We start from the raw sequence: 20,011 nt of genomic DNA, 5'->3' as shown, positions 1-20,011 counted from the left end.
AAAGTTATAATGAAGAAAATATTAAAAGGGGAGAATAAAAATGAAGAAAATCGGGGTCTGGTGCTGTATTGTAGCTTTACTTATAAGTGTGAAAACGCCATTTGTTTATGCAGAAATGCCTCAACTGATGTCTACAAACATAGAGAAAAACAGCGAAGCAAAACAAAATCAAATTAAGTTAGATCATTTCACGTATAGCTATGATCCGATACAAAAAACAGCGACAATTATTGGGATAGAAGGATTTTTTGCGGATCATATTCTTGAAGAAATTCAAATAGCTGGTGAAACCTACACTGTCACAGCAATCGGGGATGATGTTTTTCATATGAATATGCTATCAGGCATAGATATACCGAAAACAATACAAAAGATAGGCGATAGGGCCTTTATGTTTAATGATATAACAGAATTATTAGTTACCGAAAATGTCAAGCAGATAGGAGAAGATGCTTTTGCTTTCAACAAGATAAAGCATTTGAGGGTCGTTGGAGCGACGGATATAGGAAGGGGTGCTTTTGCCGCTAATGAAATTTCTACGTTACAATTGCCAGACAGTATACGCAAGATTGCTGATGGGACTTTTGCCAGTAATCGCTTAGTAGAAGTAAAATTACCTAAAAATTTGTTTTCCATCGGTGAATCTGGATTTGCTGGCAATCGGTTAAAAAAGCTTGATTTACCAGAGGGAGTGGAAACTATTGGTGAGATGGCTTTTTGGGAAAATAAATTACAAGAAATTCAATTTCCGCTCGGATTACGACAAGTAGGTCCAAATGCCTTCAAAAAAAACCCTGACCTGCATCGCTACACCTTAAAGGGAAGCCCTACCGTTTCCCAGTTGAAAGAAGTATTAGATGCACAACATGGTTGGCCTGCTTCTGGTGTCGAGGAAGGTGCCGTTTTGACAGTTGAAAATCGCAAAAGTTCCTACACCAACAAACAGATGTATTATTATCTAAACGAGGGGCAAGCGCTAGATTTGGAAGTAAAAGACATGGTGTACAAGTTCTCATCGGGAAAAGGTTGGTTACCAGCAGTCTCATGGGAAAAAGACGGTAAAATATTAGTAGGAGAGACAGAACCAACGTTACGTATAACGATGAATAAAAACCAGTCAGAAGGTGTGTACCAAGCCATAGTAGATGGGCAGCGCATTGGCGAAATCACTGTAGCATCAGGTGATAGCCCAGAAGTACAGCCTGTTATTGTCAAACATGTAGATAAATCAGGAAATGAAATTGCAGCACAAGAAAAATTAATCGGGAGCTATAATAACTCATATGAAGCAAAACCTAAAGTAATAGCAGGTTATAAAGTAGCGGAGATACCAACTAATAGTAAGGGACATTTCTCTGATAAAGTCCAAACAGTAGTGATTATCTATGAAGCCGCAGAAGCAAAATCAATTACAATCCATTACGTTGACGAATTTGGTGATAATATCATCTCGCCAAAGGAAGTACATGGAGAATATGGAGAGTCCTATGATATTCAAGTACAGAAAATCGAGGGTTATCAAATATGGAAGGCACCAGTGAGTATGACACGTACATTTTCAGAAGAAAAACAAATAGTTACTTTGCAGTACGCGACACATGTAGTACCCCCAAACAGCACTTACCGCTCGCTATTTAAAGATGTCTGTTTTGGAGCAGCCGTCATGACTGCTGCAGGGGATGCGCTTCTAGATGGTGAAGTAACACAGGAAAAATTAGATCAAATAGTGAAAATTAGTGCGATCAGTGACAATTGGTATACTAGCTTAGAAGGCGCGCAGTATTTACATCACCTTAAGGAATTGTTTATTACGAGAGAAACATCATACTTGGATTCTGGTGATATTCAGAACTTGGATGGATTATCTAGATCTGCGGATTTGGTGAGTTTATATTTACCATATCAGGATATAGAGGACATTTCAGGATTAAAAAACTTAAGCAATCTGACGTATCTGAATTTAACCGATAATGAAATCACAGATGCGAGCCCGATTGCTGGATTAACCAAGCTGGAATATATTAGTTTGGATATGCGAAATAACATTCAAAGCTTGGCACCTTTTCGGCAGCTGACGAACCTGAAGAAGTTGTATTTGAGTGCGAGTGTCAGTGACTTTAGACCATTACAGAACCTACTATTAATCCAAGATGAAGGTAGCACATGGCAATTACGGGGTGAGGTGCAACTCCCGGATGCCTATGTCGGGGAACCTGTCTTTATGCAGGCGTTTGATCCTACTGGGCAACAGGTGGCGTATGGTTCCGTTTACTTGGACGATAAATGGCAGGGATTGGACGCATACCAAAATAATCAGGTCATTTGGACAAAACAGGGAACCGTTGGCAGGGTTACCTTTACACAGCGACCCGTAGGTGGCACCAATTCCAATCGTTTTATAAGTGTCGTTTTTAAGCAACGAGTACTACCTGCGAAAGCAACTGTCCAAGCCGTCACCGTCCGTTATGTGGATGACCAAGGCGGTGCTTTAGCGCCAGAGGACCGTTTAACGGGGGTGCTTGGCGAAGCGTATACAGCCCAAGTCAAAACGATTGACGGCTACCAACTCACCAAAGAACCAGCGAATCGGGTAGGGTCTTTCAGCACCGAGGCGCAAACCGTGACGTTTGTCTATACCAAAGAAGCAGCAACACTCCTTCCAGCCAATAGTACCTATCGTTCGCTTTTTCCAGATAAAAAATTAGCGATAACAGTGGCGAAACAAATTTATCCCCACGTCTATTTTGAAGATTTAGATCTGGACCAGAAGGTCACACAAGAAGAACTCAACCGAGTGACAGAAATCAACGAAAATTGGGATATTACCGATAATCCAATGAGAGAAATCGAAGGCGTCCAATATCTGCATAATTTAAAGAGGCTAAGCATTGGAGATGGTGTATGGAGCGGTTTTGTAGAAAATCTAGATCGATTAGCCGGTCTAGATAAACTAGAAGAGCTCTCCATCGTAAAGAGTAGAGTGCAAGATATTTCGGGGATAAAAAACTTAACCAATCTCAGGTATTTAGATTTAAGTGACAACAACATCACAGATGCGAGTCCGATTGCAGGATTAACGAAACTGGAATATATCAATTTGGATATGGAAAATAACATTCAAAGCTTGGCACCTTTTCGGCAGCTGACGAACCTGAAGAAGTTGTATTTGACTACGAGTGTCAGTGATTTTCGACCGTTACAACACTTACCGCTCATCCAGGATGCAAGTAATACATGGGAATTACGAAGTGAGGTGCAACTCCCGGATGCCTACGTCGGGGAACCTGTCTTTATGCAGGCGTTCGATCCATTTGGGGACGCTTCTACGTATGGCTCGGTAAAGCTAGATGGCAAGTTACGTGGGGGAAAATATACGACGCCATACATGCGGTGGGAAGAAAGTGGGGAAAAAGGACAAGTTACTTTTCAGGGACCAAAGGACGGGGCATCAACAGGCAATTTTATGACCGTTGTCTTCAAACAACGAGTACTACCTGCGAAAGCAACGGTTCAACCCGTCACCGTCCGTTATGTGGATGAAAAAGGCGAATTTTTAGCGCCAGAGGAACGTTTAACGGGGGTGTTGGGCGAAGCGTATGAAGCCCAAGCTAAAACGATTAACGGGTATCAGCTCACCGAAGAACCGATCAATCGGGTAGGAACTTTCGGCACCGAGGCGCAAACGGTGACCTTTGTCTATACCAAGGAAGCCATCCCTGTCAGTCAAGCGGTCACAGTGCGTCATCTAGATACCAACGGGAAGGTCTTAGCACCAGAAGAAGTGTTGACAGGAGCTTTGGGGGATACGTATGAAGCTGAAGCCCAGGCTATTTTAGGGTACCGACTTGTCACGACACCAGCCAATCAAACGGGCACTTTTGGTACAGAAGCGCAAACGGTGACCTTTATCTACGCACAAGAGACTGTCCCACCTATGGCGCAACCGGTCACGGTACAATATGTGGATGACCAAGGGCAAGCCCTAACACAAGAGGAAACCTTGATAGGGGCATTTGGTGCCCCATACCAAGCCGAGGTTAAAACGATTTCAGGCTACCAACTGACCAGCCTACCAAGTAATCATACCGGGACCTTCCAAGCGGTGGCACAAACGGTTCGTTTTGTCTATACCAAACAAGCGTTGCCAGTCGTGCAACCGGTCACGGTCCAACATGTGGATACACAAGGGAAAGCCGTAGCGGAAGAAGACATCCTGCAGGGGCACGCAGGGGAGACGTATCACGCGAAAGCCAAAGTGATTCCGGGGTACCATGTTTCCCAACACCCAGCGAACGCGACGGGGATCTTCGGTCCATCCGCACAAACGGTGCGCTTTGTGTATGCGCTGGACGAGCCCATCGAAGCGATTGATCCAGTGGAGGAGGGGCACACCACGCCGCCGAAGCCTTCACTAACATCTCCTGTGACAGAGGATACAAGGACACCAACGCTTCCTTTACCGACGCGAGTGTCCTCCGAAGTAAGTCCATCGGTGGTGCCAGTTGTTCCCGGACCGACCCTGCCCTCGTTGGGGGATCGCACCACGCATTCCATCGGATGGGGACTGACCTTGTTACTGGTAGGCACTTGGCTATTCCTTCGTCCACGATATCAAGCAAACAAGCGTAAAGGAGCTAAATTTAAATGACGAGCAAACGAACATGGATCAAAAAAGCAAGTTATGGTATGTGCCTAGGGGTCTTGCTATTCAGCCTAACGCCACCAGTCAAATCACGGCCAAAATTTACGACCGCGCCACGGACACGTTACAAAAAGAACAAGAGGTACCAATGTTACCAAGTAGACCATCTTAATACAAAAAAGAAGGTGCTTGTCACCACGTTTGGTGATAGGCATCTTCTTTATACAGAGTTTGTAGAAAAGAGATAGCACTTAAAGGGATATAAAATGCTATCGTAGAAAAATACATGAAGACATGTACTGTGCGGTAATCATAGCATAAAATAGACCCAGATTCAATAGACGTTTAACAGGAGAAGAGAAGTAAAAGTATAACAAGAAGTGAAATGTTCTGATAACACTTGACTCCAAGCATTGGAATAGTAAAATATGGGAGAAATACACGACGATGGTTCGCCCATATTTACAAATATAAGAAAAAAGAGATTGCTATTTACAAGTGTTGTGTGATACATTTTAGTGGAGACGTATTGCTCAATTACAAACAGAAAAGGGGCTTAACAAGATGAAAAAGGGACTATCACGAGTACTATTAGTCATGATCTCCATTGCGATGATCGTGTCTACGATTCCAGCATACGAACCGCATGCGGAACAAGGAGTGCCACCAGCAGAAGGAACAATAGAAGGCACGCCAGAAAAAACAGAAGTTGTAGAGGAACAAACGGAAAATGAACAGCAAGACACACACATGACAGAAGATAAGAAGACAGAAGTCTCTTCCGTGAAGGTAGACGGCGATTGGACAGATCCTTACTATGAGGGTAAAAGAATGTTAAGAAGTGTACAGGATAAACCAGAAAAAGCAACGATTAAAACCGTATCGAACGGTGTTGGAACTGGAACAGGTGCGATGAACTTGTCATGGAAAGCGATGCCAGGTGCGACAGGGTATAAAGTGATTATTGGTAACGGCTATAACTATGAGTATTTTTCAGTAGGAAATGTGACATCCTGGACGACGAAAGGCAAAGGTATTTTCCTTACCAAAGCAGAACTAGACAAAGGTTTGTATCGTTTCCATACGGATGGAAAAGGAACAGAATTTGCGAATGATCCGACGCAATTATACGAGAATACATTTAAAGCAGGAACGACCTGGACATTGCGTGGACAAAAGAAATATATTGTCCGTATTTTAGCCATCTATGCTAGCGGAGATGGCCCAACATCCGATATTACGGAGGCAGTTATGCCACCAGAAACATTACCAGCGAAACCAGAGAAATCAACCATTAAAACGGTATCAAATGGTGCAGGAACTAGTACAGGGTACATGGATATCTCATGGCAAGCCGTATCCGGTGCGATTGATTATAAAGTAGTGATCAGCAACGGCTACAACTATGAGTATTTCAATACAGGAAATGTGACCAATTGGTCTACAAAAGGGAAAAATATCTTCCCAACACAAGCAGAAATAGCGAATAAACAATACAAGTTCCACCAAGATGGCAAGGGCGTGGAATTTGCGAGTGATCCACGTGTGTTGTATGAGAATGGGTATCAAGCAGGCAGTACGTTTGGCTTGCGCAATCAGAAGAAGTATATTGTGCGTATACTAGCGGTATATCCGTGGGGAGACGGTCCAACATCGGATATCACGGATGCAATCATGCCAATCGAGCAAATGGCGAAACCAATGGTTACGAGTCATCGTTCCGAAGGTGAAGCAAGTACAGGGTATTTGGATGTCAGTTGGCAACCTGTAACCGATGCGATTTCCTATAAAGTTGGGCTGTTCAACGGATTTAATTATCAGTATGTAAACGTTGGTAAAGTGACCAGCTGGAGTACCAAAGGGAAGAAAATATGGGCAACTAAAACAGATATTGTGAATGGAAACTACCAATTGCATACAGATGGAACGGGTAGTGAGCTACCCATAGATCCGATGAAAACATATACTGTAGCGAATCAAGCGAATCCAAGTGTAAACTACAGTGACCGTTTATTCTATTATACTCGCGTTATTGCAGTCCTAGCTGATGGAGAGACGCCGGTCTCTGAAGCGGGTGTTGTGACAATGCCGTATAAAGTAGTTAGTGATGTAGACATATCATCGAGAGGAATTGATGAAGAAGTAGGGGCAATTGATCTAGAATGGAGTGAAGTAACGGGAGCCCAAGGGTATAAAGTGTGGGTTTTCGATGGATTAAAATACAATAGCTTTGATGTAGGGACAGAAACAAGTTGGACGTCACAATATCAAAACTTATGGCCTACAATTGACGAAATAAGTCGAGGTGAAGGTTCATTGCATTTGGATGGTAGTGGGGCAGACCTATCGATTACTCCAAGTCTTGTTTACCAGGTAAACAACAGCGTTTATTCTGATAGAAATGTATATTGGACGAAGGTCACTGCCTATGATGAAGACGGGCAAACGATTGCTCTCAATCAAAATAATACAATCGATATTGAGGCTTTACCTAGTGATGGAGCAAAAACAGTAATAGATGGAAATGTAGTAGAAATACATCCAAGTGATAACGAAGCGGATAAAGAATCCGAAGAGTTGGGACCATTGGAGGAGGACGATGAACTTATTGTATCTGAGGAAGAGGAAGGAAGTATGTTACGAGCAGGGCCAGGTTCTACTCAAGTATCCAAGTGGGGTAAATGGACGTACACACACATTGCTGTATCAAGAAGTATTGTAGCAGGGGCGATTAATACTGCTATGTACACTGGAGTAGGAGCTATTGTAGCTGTTATTGGAATACCAACTGCAGCTACGGTAGGCTTGCTAAACCTTGCTCAAATGTCGGATCATGGTGCAAGACCTGGTAATGCAGTGGCTAAAAAATGGGATAAAAACAACAATGGTTGGGTTGGGTTCTATAAACAATTGGGGTACAATGCTGCGGGTAAGCACGTTGCAACTAGGTATACCACCAAATAATAGGAAATGGAGGTATGGGGATGAAGGCATTGTTTAAGAAATTGAATCATTTTTATGATGAGCATCCTTATTGGAGTGTCTTTATAGCAATTGCTGTAAGTAGTATAATAGGTTTTTTTATAGGACACCCCAATTACGGAATGTTATTCTTTATCATTGTCGTATTCTTTGTTACTTGGAGAAGAGAGGAAAGGAAGAAGAGAAAGAAAATGTAGAGATTATAGTAGTTAAGTAGATACCATTAATACCCAAAGAAAGGGCACTCTGAAAAAAAGTGATGCTCTTTCTTTATGCTGTTAATATAAGGGGGGTTAGATGAACACGAAGCAACTAAGCGTTTAAATAAGCAATTTGGTGATGATTTCACAATAATTGAGGAGGATTCAGTTGTTGAAAGTAATGCTAGGAATGCTTTTGTAACTGATCATCCAAGTGCTTAGTAGAGGTTTAATTATGAATGAACTATTGAGTGCAATCAGCGAAAAACTAGTTAATGTTACCTGCTTATAAAATGATACTTATATGGGAGAGTATCATTGTAGCACTGGTAGATAGGACTTGTATAATGGCTTCCTTGATTGGAGTGAATAAAGGCTTCTTTATGCAAGTTGTGCTTCTGTTTTTTGAGTATGCAAAAAATACCTATAGAATGCACTTCTATTTTTGAAGTGTTCATTCTATAGGTACCATTTATGCATTCATTTTCTTATTAAACACGTTCAACTTTACCAGATTTAAGCGCACGAGCTGAAACCCAAACTTTTTTAGGTTTGCCGTTTACTAAGATACGAACTTTTTGCAAGTTTGCTTTCCAAGTACGTTTGCTTGCGTTCATCGCGTGGGAACGTTTGTTACCAGAGCGAGTTTTGCGACCTGTTACTACACATACTTTTGCCATCGTTATTTCCCTCCTTACAGAGCTACTTCAAAAAAGCTGTTAATTACCCATCTATCGCATAAAAATAGCTTTTTGTTTTTCATACACTACAATAATTTATCATAAACCACATCCAATTGCAACCTCTTAAGCGAAAAACCTGCAAAGATTTTTTACTTGACAGACCGAAAAGCTGAAACAGCCCGTTAGCCTCGACAGAAAAGGAACAAATACTCCCTCTTTTCGCACTCGTGAGGAACTAAATTACCCTTCCTAAAAGCCTTAGCAACAAACTCCTTCCCAACCCTCCTTTAATATAGTAGAATAGAGAAGAACAGCGATGTTAGAATAATTTTTATGAAAGATACTTAGGGAGCTGGCATGAAGCGTCGGCTTCTTCTGAAAACCTTACTTAACCTAAGGAGGAACATAAAGATGACAATTGAAATGGAAACAAAGCTCGGCAAAATTGATATCACTACAGAAGTGATTGCAACGCTTGCTGGTGGGGCAGCAGAGGAGAATTTCGGCATTGTAGGGATGGCCAGTCAGCATCAAATACGCGATGGCCTGACGGATATATTGCGCCGTGAGAACTACACGAAAGGTGTCATTGTTCGTCAAGAAGATGACGGTTTAAACATTGATATGTATATTATCGTCGGTTTTGGTACTAAAATTTCTGAGGTCGCTCACAACGTACAGGAGCGCGTGAAATATACGTTAGAAAAAACGTTGGGCATCACAGTAGATTCTGTGAATATCTATGTCCAGGGTGTCCGTGTGACGAACGAAGCATAAGGGAGGATACGTAATCGTGAGTATGTATCAATTGAATGGAGAAAAGCTAGCGGCAATGATCGCAGCTGGAGCAGAGAACTTAGCAAAAAATGCGGATTTTGTCGATTCGTTAAACGTCTTCCCCGTACCGGACGGCGATACAGGAACCAATATGAATTTATCCATGACTAGCGGCGCGCAAGAAGTTGGTCGCAATAGCTTGAGCACAGTGGGTGCGGTAGGAACAAGTCTTGCTAAAGGTTTACTCATGGGAGCGCGCGGTAATTCTGGGGTTATTTTATCCCAACTTTTCCGTGGTTTTTCCAAAGCAATCGAGGGAAAAACAGAATTAAATACAAAAGAGTTAGCCGCAGCATTCACAGCTGGCGTGGAAACAGCTTACAAAGCAGTGATGAAACCGGTGGAGGGGACGATTCTTACCGTTGCCCGTGAAGCCGCAAAAGCAGGTGTGGTAGCTGCAAACGAATCCGACGATATCGAATTTGTGATGCAACAAATCCTTGAAAAAGGTAAAATTGTGCTTGCAAAAACCCAAGAAATGTTACCAGTTTTGAAAGAAGTTGGCGTCGTGGACAGTGGCGGACAAGGACTTATTATCATTTACGAAGGATTTTATGCAGCGCTTACTGGTAATGAAGATGGGATCACGAATTACACGGCTTCCATGGGCGAGCTCATTAACGCAGAGCACCACCGCCATGTGCAAGATGTTATGTCGACCGAGGAAATCGTATTTGGTTATTGCACAGAAATAATGGTACAAATCAACGAAAACAAACCAGGTCAAAAGAAATTTAATGAAGAGAAGTTTCGCGATGACCTTGCCGAAATGGGTGATTCCTTGCTTGTCGTGGCGGATGAGGAAGTTGCCAAAGTTCACGTCCATACAGAACATCCTGGAGACGTATTTAATTACGGCCAACAGTACGGAAGCCTCATCAAAATGAAAGTCGAGAATATGCGTGAACAACATCGGGAAGTATTGAAGGACAAAGCTCCGGAAGCTTCCGAAAAAGCAGCATACGGCATCGTAACGGTTTCTGTTGGTGAAGGGATTAAACGTTTATTTGAAAGTGTTGGCGCAACCGTCGTACTTTCTGGCGGTCAAACGATGAACCCAAGTACGGAAGATATTGTGAAAGCAATCGAATCAGCGAACGCCGAGCAAGTCTTTGTTTTGCCAAATAACAAAAACATTCAAATGGCCGCCGATCAAGCCGCACTTATTTTAGGAGAAGATAAGGTCAAAATTATTCCGACGAAGACGATTCCTCAAGGTATGGCAGCATTACTTGTATTCCAAGCGGAGGTTAGTTTTGAACATAATGCGAATGAAATGACTGCGGCGATTCAAGATATCGCGAGTGGTCAAGTGACAACAGCAGTTCGCGATACAACCGTTGATGGTGTGACAATTAAGAAAGATGAGTACATCGGGATGGTAGAAGGCGATATCAAAGTGAGCCATCCAAGTTTAGCTACGGCGACGATTGCGACACTGAAGGAAATGGTGGATGAATATAGCGAAATTGTGACGTTGCTATACGGGGAAGACGTGACGGAAATAGATGCTGAGAACATTGCCGAGCAAGTGTCAAACGATTTTCCAGAAATTGAGTTTGAGATTCATTCGGGTGGGCAGCCGGTATATCCATACATCTTCTCCGTCGAGTAGTCATTCAGCGGCACGGCAAACGTCCATCTCCGTCGTTAAAGCCTGTGCTCCGATGCTCACGTACAGTCGTACGCTCCGCTTCGGTGCTCGGCTTTGCCTAGGATATGAACATTTGCCGCGCCGCTGAGGTTTGGCGGTCTTCGGCTTTGTTCGTAGGTGGTACCTTGTTTTATAAAAAACATGAAGGGGTGAAGTGAGATGAAATTTAATAGTGTGTTTGATATTATTGGACCGGTGATGGTTGGACCTTCGAGTTCGCATACGGCCGGGGCTTGTCGGATTGGTGCTGTTGCGCGAAGTGTGTTTAATGAAATGCCAATGCAGGTGGATATTCATTTGTATGGTTCTTTTGCGAAGACGTATAAGGGGCATGGGACGGACGTCGCTTTAATCGGCGGCTTGCTCGGCTTTGAAACAGACGATGAACGGATGCCAGACGCGATCAAGCTCGCCAATGAGTGGGGCATGCATATTAATTTTATCGAGGAGCTTGAGGAAGCGGCTCACCCCAATACTGTAAAATTAGTGCTCAAAAATGGGATGCAACAAACAACTTTAGTCGGCGCTTCTATCGGTGGTGGCAAGGTGGAAATTGTACGTTTGAATGAGTTTGAACTAGAGTTTACCGGTATGTCGCCTGCTGTTTTAGTATTACATAAAGATCAGTTTGGTGCGATTGCAGCTGTGTCAGGAATTTTTGCAAAGCACGAAATTAATATTGGACAAATGAAAGTATCTCGAAAAGTAAAAGGTGACGAAGCTTTGATGGTGCTCGAGGTCGATCAGCTTGTCGAACAAGTTGTGCTAGACGAAATTAAGCAGTTGCCGGATATTTACCAGGTGGCCAGTTTTGTATTATGAAAAACGAAAAGCTGAAACGGCCCGTTCAGCTCCGAAAAAAACTGGAGCGTCCGCAGTAAAAAGCCGATCTTGCTTTTTATGGAGGGCGTGAAGTTTTCGAGGAGTTGGCCGTTGAAGCTGGATCAAATGAAAAGCTGAGGAAGCCCGTTTAGCCCCGAAAAAACTTGGAGCGGCCGCAATGAAAACCCGATCTTGGTTTTTGTGGAGGGCGAGAAAGTTTCGAGGAGCTGGCTTCTGAAGCTGGATCCGAAGGCGCGGGGCACGATGCAGCACATGGATTACATGCTCACTACGTTCCCATGCATTGAGGCTCTAACTTAGCAGAATACGCTTCGTAAGAGCCACAACAAAGCTGAGGAAGCCCGTTTAGCCCCGAAAAAACTTGGAGGGTGTGAAAGTTTCGAGGGGTTGGCTTCTGAAGCTGGATCCGAAGGCACAGGACACGATGCAGCACATGGATTACATGCTCACTACGTTCCCATGCATATTGAGGCTCTAACTTAGCAGAGTACGCTTCGTAAGAGCCACAACAAATAGGAGGTTATACTATGTTTCATACAGTTGCAGAGCTGGTGGATATCGCAAATCGCGAAAATAAACGAATTTCTGAAATCATGATTGAGCGTGAAATGAATGTTACGAATAACACGCGCGAAACGATTTTAGAAGTGATGGACCGGAATTTGACGGTGATGGAAGAGGCGATTGCTCGCGGGGAAGAAGGCGTGGAATCAACGACTGGATTAACGGGTGGTGATGCGGTTCTGATGCGCGAATACATTGCAAAAGGAAATATGCTATCTGGTGAAACAATTTTGGATGCTGTTGCTAAAGCGATTGCGACGAACGAGGTCAACGCGGCGATGGGAGTTATTTGCGCAACGCCAACTGCGGGGAGCGCCGGTGTCGTTCCTGGTGTGCTGTATGCAGTGAAAGATCGCCTTAGCATGACACGTGATGATATGTTACGCTTCCTATTTACAGCTGGAGCTTTCGGTTTCGTTGTGGCCAATAAAGCCTTTATTTCTGGCGCGGCGGGTGGTTGCCAAGCGGAAATCGGCTCAGCAAGCGCGATGGCCTCAGCAGCTATCGTGGAGGCGGCCGGCGGGACACCGGAACAATCCGCGGAAGCAATGGCGATGACGATGAAAAATATGCTTGGACTCGTGTGTGATCCTGTAGCAGGACTTGTGGAAGTACCATGCGTGAAACGTAACGCGCTAGGAGCTTCGCAGGCGATGATTTCAGCGGACATGGCATTAGCCGGCATTAAGAGTAGAATTCCATGTGATGAAGTGATTGAGGCAATGTACCGAGTGGGGTTACAAATGCCGAGTTCATTGCGTGAAACTGGTGAAGGAGGTCTAGCGGCAACACCTACTGGTAGGGCAGTACAAAGAAAGATCTTTGGTTTGTCGCCGCAAGAGGAACGTGAAGAATCTGAATGATATTCCAGTGACAGACGTGAAAGGTGTCGGCGCTGAGACAGCGAAAACGTTAAAAGAATTAGATATTGAGACAGTAGCAGATTTACTTTTCAATTTTCCGTATCGGTATGAAGATTATCGGTTGCGGGATTTGTCCGAGGTGGCGCATGAAGAGCGGGTGACGGTGCAAGGAGAAGTCTTGACCGAACCTACTCTCGCCTACTATGGACGGAAAAAATCGAAGCTGTCTTTTCGCGTTGCGTCAGGCCATCAAGTCGTTAAAATCGATTTTTTCAATCAGCCGTACATAAAAGGAAAGCTAACGATTGGGGACGAGGTCACGATTTCTGGTAAATGGGACAAAGGACGCGCGCAAATAACGGCAAGTAAATATAAAAAAGGACACCAAACATCCGAGGAGGCACTAGAAGGCGTGTACCGATTGAAGGGCACGATTCGTAACAAGACATTACTAAAGTTCACGATGGCAGCATTTGAGGTATATGGACAAGAGGTTGTCGAAATTTTACCTGAAAAATGGCTACAAAAATATCAGCTTATTTCGCGGCCAGAAGCCGTCCAATTCTTGCATTTTCCGAAAGGTCCGGAAGAATTGAAACAAGCGCGGCGACGGATGGTGTACGAAGAATTCCTGCTGTTCCAATTAAAGATGCAGCTATTCCGCAAAATTGAACGAGAGCGGTCGGGCGGCGTCTCGATTGACTATGACGTGAAGGCATTGCGTCATTATATTGAGCGCTTGCCATTTCCACTAACGGATGCGCAAAAGCGTGTCGTGAATGAGATATGCGGAGACATGAAATCGCACTTCCATATGAACCGTTTACTACAGGGCGATGTTGGGTCTGGGAAAACCGTCGTGGCTTCCATTGCCCTATATGCCGCGGCAAAAAGTGGTTTCCAAGGAGCTTTGATGGTACCGACAGAGATACTAGCCGAACAGCATGCCAATTCATTGGTCGACTTGTTGCAACCCTTTGATGTCACCGTTGGACTCCTCACAAGTAGCGTCAAAGGCAAGCGTCGTCGTGAAATGTTGGCGCTACTTGAGGCTGGACAGATCGATGTACTCGTTGGGACGCATGCACTCATTCAAGAAGAAGTCATCTTTCAAAAATTAGGACTCGTTATCACGGATGAGCAACATCGATTCGGTGTCGAACAACGACGGGTATTGCGCGAAAAAGGTGCGTTTCCTGACGTGCTCTTCATGACAGCGACACCAATACCGCGGACGCTTGCCATCACGGCTTTTGGCGAAATGGACGTTTCCGTCATCGACGAATTGCCAGCAGGTCGGAAGCAAATTGAGACCTATTGGGTGAAACATCAAATGCTTGAGCGCGTCATCGGTTTTATCGAACAAGAAATCACCAAAGGACGGCAAGCTTACGTCATTTGCCCACTCATCGAAGAATCGGAAAAGCTAGACGTTCAAAATGCGATTGATGTGTATAATATTTTGAATGGCAAGTGGCAAGGGAGGCATTCTGCTGGCTTGATGCATGGTAAACTTTTACCGGCGGATAAAGATCAGATTATGCGTGATTTTAATGATCATAAAATTGATTGCCTTGTGTCCACCACTGTTGTCGAAGTTGGCGTTAATGTACCGAACGCGACGATGATGGTCATCTATGATGCTGATCGATTCGGGCTTGCCCAGCTCCATCAATTGCGCGGGCGTGTTGGTCGTGGCGCAGAGCAATCCTACTGTGTTCTTATCGCTGATCCGAAAACGGAAGTCGGCAAAGAACGAATGACCATCATGACGGAAACCAACGATGGCTTTGTTGTCAGCGAACGCGATTTAGAACTTCGCGGCCCCGGTGACTTCTTCGGTAAAAAGCAAAGCGGCATTCCAGAATTTAAAGTCGCCGATATGGTTCATGACTATCGTGTTTTAGAAATTGCCCGCCAAGATGCCGTCGAAATAATTTATCATGATAAGTTTTTAGAGGCAGCAGAATATGCCCCGTTACGAGGCTTTTTCGAGGCCAATGGTGTCTTTAGTGAACAGAAATTAGACTGAGTTCCAACAGACCATGAAAGCCTTAAAGCTTGCATATTGGAAGCATTTTTTATATATTACTCTTAGTATCTGGTATTAAAGTTTTAAAATAAGAAGCGTGAAAAGAGAGAGGAATTGGGATGAAAAAATATCCAAAAAAAGAAAGGCAAACGCGGCTGGTTCAAGCGATTGAAGAAAATCCGTTCATTACGGACGAACAATTGGCCGAAAAGTTTCAAGTCAGTGTACAGACAGTTCGATTAGATCGAGTTGCGCTCGCGATTCCAGAGCTTCGCGAACGAATTAAACATGTGGCCTCTGAAAATTACGCAGATGCCGTTCGCTCCCTTCCAATCGAAGAAGTTATTGGTGAAATCATTGATATCGAATTAAATAAAGGAGCCATTTCCATTTTTGAAGTGGGGCCAGAACATGTTTTTAAACGAAATAAAATTGCACGCGGACATCATCTCTTTGCACAAGCGAATTCCCTGGCAACAGCTATTATTCCGAATGATCTTGCTTTAACAACGCAGGCCACTGTGCGCTTTATTCATTCTGTGAAAGAAGGCGAGCGTGTCGTAGCAAAAGCGAAAGTAAGAAATGAACGGGACAGCAGATCGATTACGATTGTGGATGTATTAAGCTACGTCGGCGATGAAGTGGTATTAAAAGGAAAATTCGAGATGTACCACGCGACGGAAAAAAGTAAAAAGGACTGAAGTGAAATGAAAATTGCAATTGATGCAATGGGTGGCGATAATGCGCCCAAAGAAATTGTACTAGGCGTCATGAAAGCAGCAGCACAATATAAAGATGTCGAGTTCCTACTTTTTGGTGATGAAGTGAAAATAAATGAATATTTGGCAGATAAAACGCGCATTCAAATTATACATACGGACGAAAAAATCGAAAGCGATGATGAACCAGTTCGTGCCGTCAAACGAAAAAAAAGAGCTTCGATGGTGTTAGCCGCACAAGCAGTAAAAGATGGCGAAGCAGATGCCTGCATTTCTGCGGGGAATACTGGTGCTCTCATGGCTACAGGGCTTTTCGTGGTTGGCCGTATTAAAGGCATTGATCGCCCAGCGCTAGCACCAACACTGCCAACCGTAACTGGAAAAGGCTTTGTGATGCTTGATCTAGGTGCAAACTCTGACGCCAAACCCGAACATCTTTTACAATTTGGTTTAATGGGCTCTGTTTACGCCGAAAAAGTTCGGAAAATTGAACGTCCACGTGTTGCTTTATTAAACATCGGAACCGAGGAAACAAAAGGAAATGACGTGACGAAGCGCGCTTTTGCACTCATGAAGAACCAGACCTCTTATAATTTCATCGGCAATGTTGAAGCTCGCGATGTGATGATGGACGTGGCAGACGTTATCGTAACAGACGGTTTTACAGGAAACATGGTTTTAAAATCGATCGAAGGAACAGCCGGAGCCTTCTTTAGCCTGATGAAAATGAGCCTGATGAACGGTCTTAAAAATAAAATCGCGGCATCCTTCTTGAAAAAAGATTTGATGGAACTAAAAGCGAAAATGGATTACAGCGAATATGGCGGCGCATGCCTATTCGGCGTTCAAGCGCCAGTCATTAAAGCACACGGTTCGTCTAACGCACAGGCGATTTTTTCTACCGTTCGTCAAGCACGTGAAATGGTCCAAAAACAAGTGGTAGAGACTATAAAAACGGAAGTCGCAAGCGGCCACTTAAAAGCTGAACAAGAAAAAGCAAATCAAGGAGGCACAAAAGATGAGTAAAATAGCATTCGTTTTCCCAGGTCAAGGATCGCAAAAAATGGGGATGGGACAAGATGTTGCAGCAGAATATAAAGAAGCACAAGCGGTCTATACAGCGGCGGATTCCAAGTTAGGCTATGCCCTTACGGATGTGATCAAAGATGGCCCGATGGAGCTTCTAACCAAATCAGAGAACGCCCAACCGGCGCTTGTTTCAACGAGCGTGGCGATTTTACGAGCTTTGGAGACATACGGTGTGAAGGCTGATTTTGTTGCAGGCCATAGTCTAGGTGAATATAGCGCGCTGGTTGCAGGTGGTTTTTTAACAGCAGAAGACGCGATTTATTTAGTGCACCGTCGCGGTAAATTGATGGAAGCAGCCGTACCAAATGGTCAAGGCGCAATGGCAGCCGTACTAGGCTTAGATCGCGATGCATTAGGCGCGATTACAGATGCTGTGACAGCAGCAGGTGATGATGTGCAGCTAGCGAACCTTAATTGCCCAGGTCAAATCGTTATTTCAGGAACGGTTGCAGGTGTTGAAAAAGCGGGTGCAAATGCAAAAGAAGCAGGCGCTAAACGCGTGATGCCACTTGCTGTGAGCGGACCCTTCCACTCTAAATTAATGATGCCGGCAGCTGAACAATTCCAAGCGGAACTTGAGCAAGTGACGTTCCAAGATGGCGCCGTACCAGTCGTCAATAACGTAGATGCAAAAGCAACGACAGATAAAAATGAAATCCCTGAAAAACTTGTCAAACAGATTTATGCGCCTGTTTTGTGGGAAGATATCATTACGAATCTAGTAGCGCAAGGTGTAGATACCTTTGTTGAGATCGGATCAGGTAAAGTACTTTCTGGTTTAATCAAGAAAATTAATCGTGACGTGACGATTTTAGCAGCAGGCGACGTAGCCTCTGTACAAGAAGTTGCGACGGCATTGAAGGAGGCAAAATAATGATTTTAACAGATAAAGTAGCGCTTGTTACAGGTGGATCACGCGGTATCGGCCGTGAAATCGTGATGACACTTGCCAAACAAGGTGCAAAAGTATTTTTTAATTTTAATGGTTCCCAAGAAGCAGCAGAGGCAATCGTGAATGAGATTACAGCAGCCGGTGGAGAAGCAGCCGCGATGAAAGCCAACGTAGCGGTAGAAGACGACGTACAAGCACTTTTCAAAGAAGCCGTTGAGAAATATGGACGTATCGATATTTTAGTGAATAACGCGGGAATAACGCGTGATAACCTATTGATGCGCATGAAAGTGGACGAATGGGACGCGGTGATCGACACGAATCTTAAAGGTGTGTTCCTTTGTACGAAAGCCGTTTCAAGAACCATGATGAAACAGCGCTATGGTAAAATTATCAATATTACATCTGTCGTCGGTTTAATTGGAAATGCTGGTCAAGCAAACTACGTAGCAAGTAAAGCAGGTGTCATCGGTCTTACAAAAACAACAGCGCGAGAACTAGCATCACGTGGTATTAACGTCAATGCAGTGGCTCCAGGTTTTATTGCAACGGAGATGACGGATGAACTGGACGAAGCCACAAAAACGGCGATGCTAGCACAAATTCCACTTGGCAAATACGGATCGGTGGAAGATGTTGCTAATGCAGTCTTGTTCTTAGCGAGTGATGTTTCGAGTTATATGACTGGACAGACAATTGCGGTTGACGGCGGCATGACCATGTAGTTTTCAGAAAGTCACAGGTTTCGCTTGGAAATGTGGTGAGTGACTCCTGATTTTTGCTCGGTTTGTAGGCTTTTTTTAATTAATAGTTTACGAATACGAAGAAATCCTATATAATACTTGGAGGGAGGTGAAGTAAACAATGGCAGAAGTATTAGAGAAAGTAACTAAGATTATCGTCGATCGTTTAGGCGTCGAGGAATCTAAAGTGACTTTAGAAGCTTCCTTCAAAGACGATCTAGGTGCAGATTCACTAGACGTTGTTGAATTGGTTATGGAACTTGAAGATGAATTTAGCGTAGAAATTTCTGATGATGATGCAGCAAATATCGGAACAGTTGGGGATGCAGTGAAGTACATAGAGGGCAATGCATAAATCCGACCTGTTTTAATCAAATGAACGAGGGTGTCTAGGTAGCACAGACTGTTTTAGACGGGTATTCCGGTTAAAAATTCTGTTGCTGTTTCTTGGCATCCTCTTTTTCCACATTAAAGTTTATTTTCTAAGCAGACTTCTCTTATTCTAGGAGTTGTTTAGAAAATAAAGCTATAGTGTGGCTTCTAAATACGAAAATGGAGGCTTTACAGATGAATATTTGGGAAGAATTACAGGAAAGCGTCGGCTTCACATTCACAGATCTGGCGCTCTTAAAAACAGCTTTTACACACTCGTCTTACGTGAACGAGCATCGCAAGGAAAAAATCGAGGACAACGAACGGCTCGAATTTTTAGGTGACGCGGTGCTTGAAGTAACAGTATCGCATTACCTATTTAAGAAATTTCCAGATATGGCGGAAGGACAAATGACAAAAATGCGCGCAGCTATCGTCTGTGAGCCGTCACTCGTCAGTTTTGCAGAGATGGTGAATTTCTCGCGGTATGTCAGACTTGGGCGTGGTGAGGAACGTGCGGGTGGTAGAACACGTCCGGCGCTGCTTGCGGATGTCTTTGAATCATTTATTGGCGCGCTGTTTCTTGATCAAGGGCTTGATAAAGTAGTCCGATTCCTAGAACGCGTTGTCTTTCCTAAGATCGATGCGGGCTATTTTGAGCAAACCGTCGACTACAAAACGCAATTACAAGAAATTGTGCAAAAAGATCGTGATGTCGTTATCACGTATACTATTCTAGATGAAAAAGGCCCAGCCCACAGCAAGGCATTCGAAGCCATTGTGGCAATCAATCACGAGAAACGCGGCGCGGGTACTGGAAAAACGAAGAAGCAAGCGGAACAAAAGGCGGCCCAAAATGCCATTCAAGCGTTGCGTCAAAACTAAGCGGTAAAGGA

At 43.9% G+C, this 20,011-nt stretch carries 15 protein-coding genes; 14 read left to right on the top strand and 1 reads right to left on the bottom strand.

Annotated elements, in window-relative coordinates:
• Positions 1–40: 40 nt before the first annotated feature.
• The 3 genes from HCJ54_RS03940 to HCJ54_RS03930 all read left to right on the top strand — a co-directional run bounded on the left by HCJ54_RS03940 (position 41) and on the right by HCJ54_RS03930 (position 7,821).
• Positions 41–4,648, top strand: a complete 4,608-nt coding sequence (locus HCJ54_RS03940; protein ID WP_187136708.1) for a MucBP domain-containing protein — start codon at positions 41–43, stop codon at positions 4,646–4,648.
• Between the two features lie 558 nt (positions 4,649–5,206).
• Complete coding sequence (locus tag HCJ54_RS03935; RefSeq protein ID WP_187136707.1) at positions 5,207–7,606, top strand: hypothetical protein; 2,400 nt, start codon at positions 5,207–5,209, stop codon at positions 7,604–7,606.
• A gap of 20 nt (positions 7,607–7,626) precedes the next feature.
• A complete protein-coding gene (locus HCJ54_RS03930; RefSeq protein ID WP_187136706.1) occupies positions 7,627–7,821 on the top strand; it encodes a hypothetical protein in 195 nt (64 codons plus the stop codon).
• A 494-nt stretch (positions 7,822–8,315) separates the two neighbouring features.
• On the opposite strand, the gene rpmB is transcribed toward HCJ54_RS03930, so the two are convergent.
• The gene (rpmB, locus tag HCJ54_RS03925; RefSeq protein ID WP_036069695.1) at positions 8,316–8,504 is read right to left on the bottom strand and encodes a 50S ribosomal protein L28; all 189 of its coding nucleotides are present in this window, start codon (positions 8,502–8,504) and stop codon (positions 8,316–8,318) included.
• A gap of 414 nt (positions 8,505–8,918) precedes the next feature.
• On the opposite strand from rpmB, the gene HCJ54_RS03920 reads away from it, so the two are divergent.
• The 11 genes from HCJ54_RS03920 to rnc all read left to right on the top strand — a co-directional run bounded on the left by HCJ54_RS03920 (position 8,919) and on the right by rnc (position 20,000).
• Positions 8,919–9,284 carry an Asp23/Gls24 family envelope stress response protein gene (locus HCJ54_RS03920; RefSeq protein WP_036064591.1) on the top strand — a complete coding sequence of 122 codons (366 nt, stop codon included), beginning with the start codon at positions 8,919–8,921 and terminating at the stop codon, positions 9,282–9,284.
• A gap of 16 nt (positions 9,285–9,300) precedes the next feature.
• Positions 9,301–10,959 carry a DAK2 domain-containing protein gene (locus HCJ54_RS03915; RefSeq protein WP_187136705.1) on the top strand — a complete coding sequence of 553 codons (1,659 nt, stop codon included), beginning with the start codon at positions 9,301–9,303 and terminating at the stop codon, positions 10,957–10,959.
• A 198-nt stretch (positions 10,960–11,157) separates the two neighbouring features.
• Positions 11,158–11,820, top strand: a complete 663-nt coding sequence (gene sdaAB, locus HCJ54_RS03910; protein WP_185408845.1) for an L-serine ammonia-lyase, iron-sulfur-dependent subunit beta — start codon at positions 11,158–11,160, stop codon at positions 11,818–11,820.
• Between the two features lie 548 nt (positions 11,821–12,368).
• On the top strand, positions 12,369–13,268 hold the full coding sequence (gene sdaAA, locus HCJ54_RS03905) for an L-serine ammonia-lyase, iron-sulfur-dependent, subunit alpha (RefSeq protein WP_185525449.1): 900 nt from the start codon (positions 12,369–12,371) through the stop codon (positions 13,266–13,268).
• The gene (gene recG / locus HCJ54_RS03900; protein WP_187136704.1) at positions 13,252–15,300 is read left to right on the top strand and encodes an ATP-dependent DNA helicase RecG; all 2,049 of its coding nucleotides are present in this window, start codon (positions 13,252–13,254) and stop codon (positions 15,298–15,300) included. Before sdaAA ends, recG begins: the two co-directional genes overlap by 17 nt.
• Before the next feature lie 119 nt (positions 15,301–15,419).
• Positions 15,420–16,001, top strand: a complete 582-nt coding sequence (fapR, locus tag HCJ54_RS03895; protein WP_036064600.1) for a transcription factor FapR — start codon at positions 15,420–15,422, stop codon at positions 15,999–16,001.
• A gap of 6 nt (positions 16,002–16,007) precedes the next feature.
• A complete protein-coding gene (gene plsX, locus HCJ54_RS03890; RefSeq protein WP_185408841.1) occupies positions 16,008–17,045 on the top strand; it encodes a phosphate acyltransferase PlsX in 1,038 nt (345 codons plus the stop codon).
• Positions 17,038–17,982, top strand: a complete 945-nt coding sequence (gene fabD, locus HCJ54_RS03885; protein ID WP_187136703.1) for an ACP S-malonyltransferase — start codon at positions 17,038–17,040, stop codon at positions 17,980–17,982. Before plsX ends, fabD begins: the two co-directional genes overlap by 8 nt.
• Positions 17,982–18,725, top strand: a complete 744-nt coding sequence (fabG, locus tag HCJ54_RS03880; protein ID WP_036064603.1) for a 3-oxoacyl-[acyl-carrier-protein] reductase — start codon at positions 17,982–17,984, stop codon at positions 18,723–18,725. The genes fabD and fabG overlap by 1 nt, the downstream gene beginning before the upstream one ends.
• Before the next feature lie 139 nt (positions 18,726–18,864).
• Entirely contained in the window at positions 18,865–19,098 is a 234-nt protein-coding gene (locus tag HCJ54_RS03875) for an acyl carrier protein (protein WP_187136702.1), read from the top strand.
• Positions 19,099–19,310: 212 nt separating this feature from the next.
• On the top strand, positions 19,311–20,000 hold the full coding sequence (gene rnc / locus HCJ54_RS03870) for a ribonuclease III (protein WP_185408838.1): 690 nt from the start codon (positions 19,311–19,313) through the stop codon (positions 19,998–20,000).
• Positions 20,001–20,011 lie beyond the last annotated feature (11 nt).

This window comes from Listeria grandensis, assembly GCF_014322885.1.
Classification (GTDB): Bacteria; Bacillota; Bacilli; order Lactobacillales; family Listeriaceae; genus Listeria_A; species Listeria_A grandensis.
This window is presented reverse-complemented; position numbering and strand designations above follow the sequence as displayed.

Bases quoted from the DNA above. Each gene is read 5' to 3' on its own strand.
- HCJ54_RS03940 (WP_187136708.1), top strand. From the start codon at position 41: ATGAAGAAAATCGGGGTCTGGTGCTGTATTGTAGCTTTACTTATAAGT.
- HCJ54_RS03935 (WP_187136707.1), top strand. From the start codon at position 5,207: ATGAAAAAGGGACTATCACGAGTACTATTAGTCATGATCTCCATTGCG.
- HCJ54_RS03930 (WP_187136706.1), top strand. From the start codon at position 7,627: ATGAAGGCATTGTTTAAGAAATTGAATCATTTTTATGATGAGCATCCT.
- rpmB (WP_036069695.1), bottom strand. From the start codon at position 8,504: ATGGCAAAAGTATGTGTAGTAACAGGTCGCAAAACTCGCTCTGGTAAC.
- HCJ54_RS03920 (WP_036064591.1), top strand. From the start codon at position 8,919: ATGACAATTGAAATGGAAACAAAGCTCGGCAAAATTGATATCACTACA.
- sdaAB (WP_185408845.1), top strand. From the start codon at position 11,158: ATGAAATTTAATAGTGTGTTTGATATTATTGGACCGGTGATGGTTGGA.
- sdaAA (WP_185525449.1), top strand. From the start codon at position 12,369: ATGTTTCATACAGTTGCAGAGCTGGTGGATATCGCAAATCGCGAAAAT.
- fapR (WP_036064600.1), top strand. From the start codon at position 15,420: ATGAAAAAATATCCAAAAAAAGAAAGGCAAACGCGGCTGGTTCAAGCG.
- plsX (WP_185408841.1), top strand. From the start codon at position 16,008: ATGAAAATTGCAATTGATGCAATGGGTGGCGATAATGCGCCCAAAGAA.
- fabD (WP_187136703.1), top strand. From the start codon at position 17,038: ATGAGTAAAATAGCATTCGTTTTCCCAGGTCAAGGATCGCAAAAAATG.
- fabG (WP_036064603.1), top strand. From the start codon at position 17,982: ATGATTTTAACAGATAAAGTAGCGCTTGTTACAGGTGGATCACGCGGT.
- HCJ54_RS03875 (WP_187136702.1), top strand. From the start codon at position 18,865: ATGGCAGAAGTATTAGAGAAAGTAACTAAGATTATCGTCGATCGTTTA.
- rnc (WP_185408838.1), top strand. From the start codon at position 19,311: ATGAATATTTGGGAAGAATTACAGGAAAGCGTCGGCTTCACATTCACA.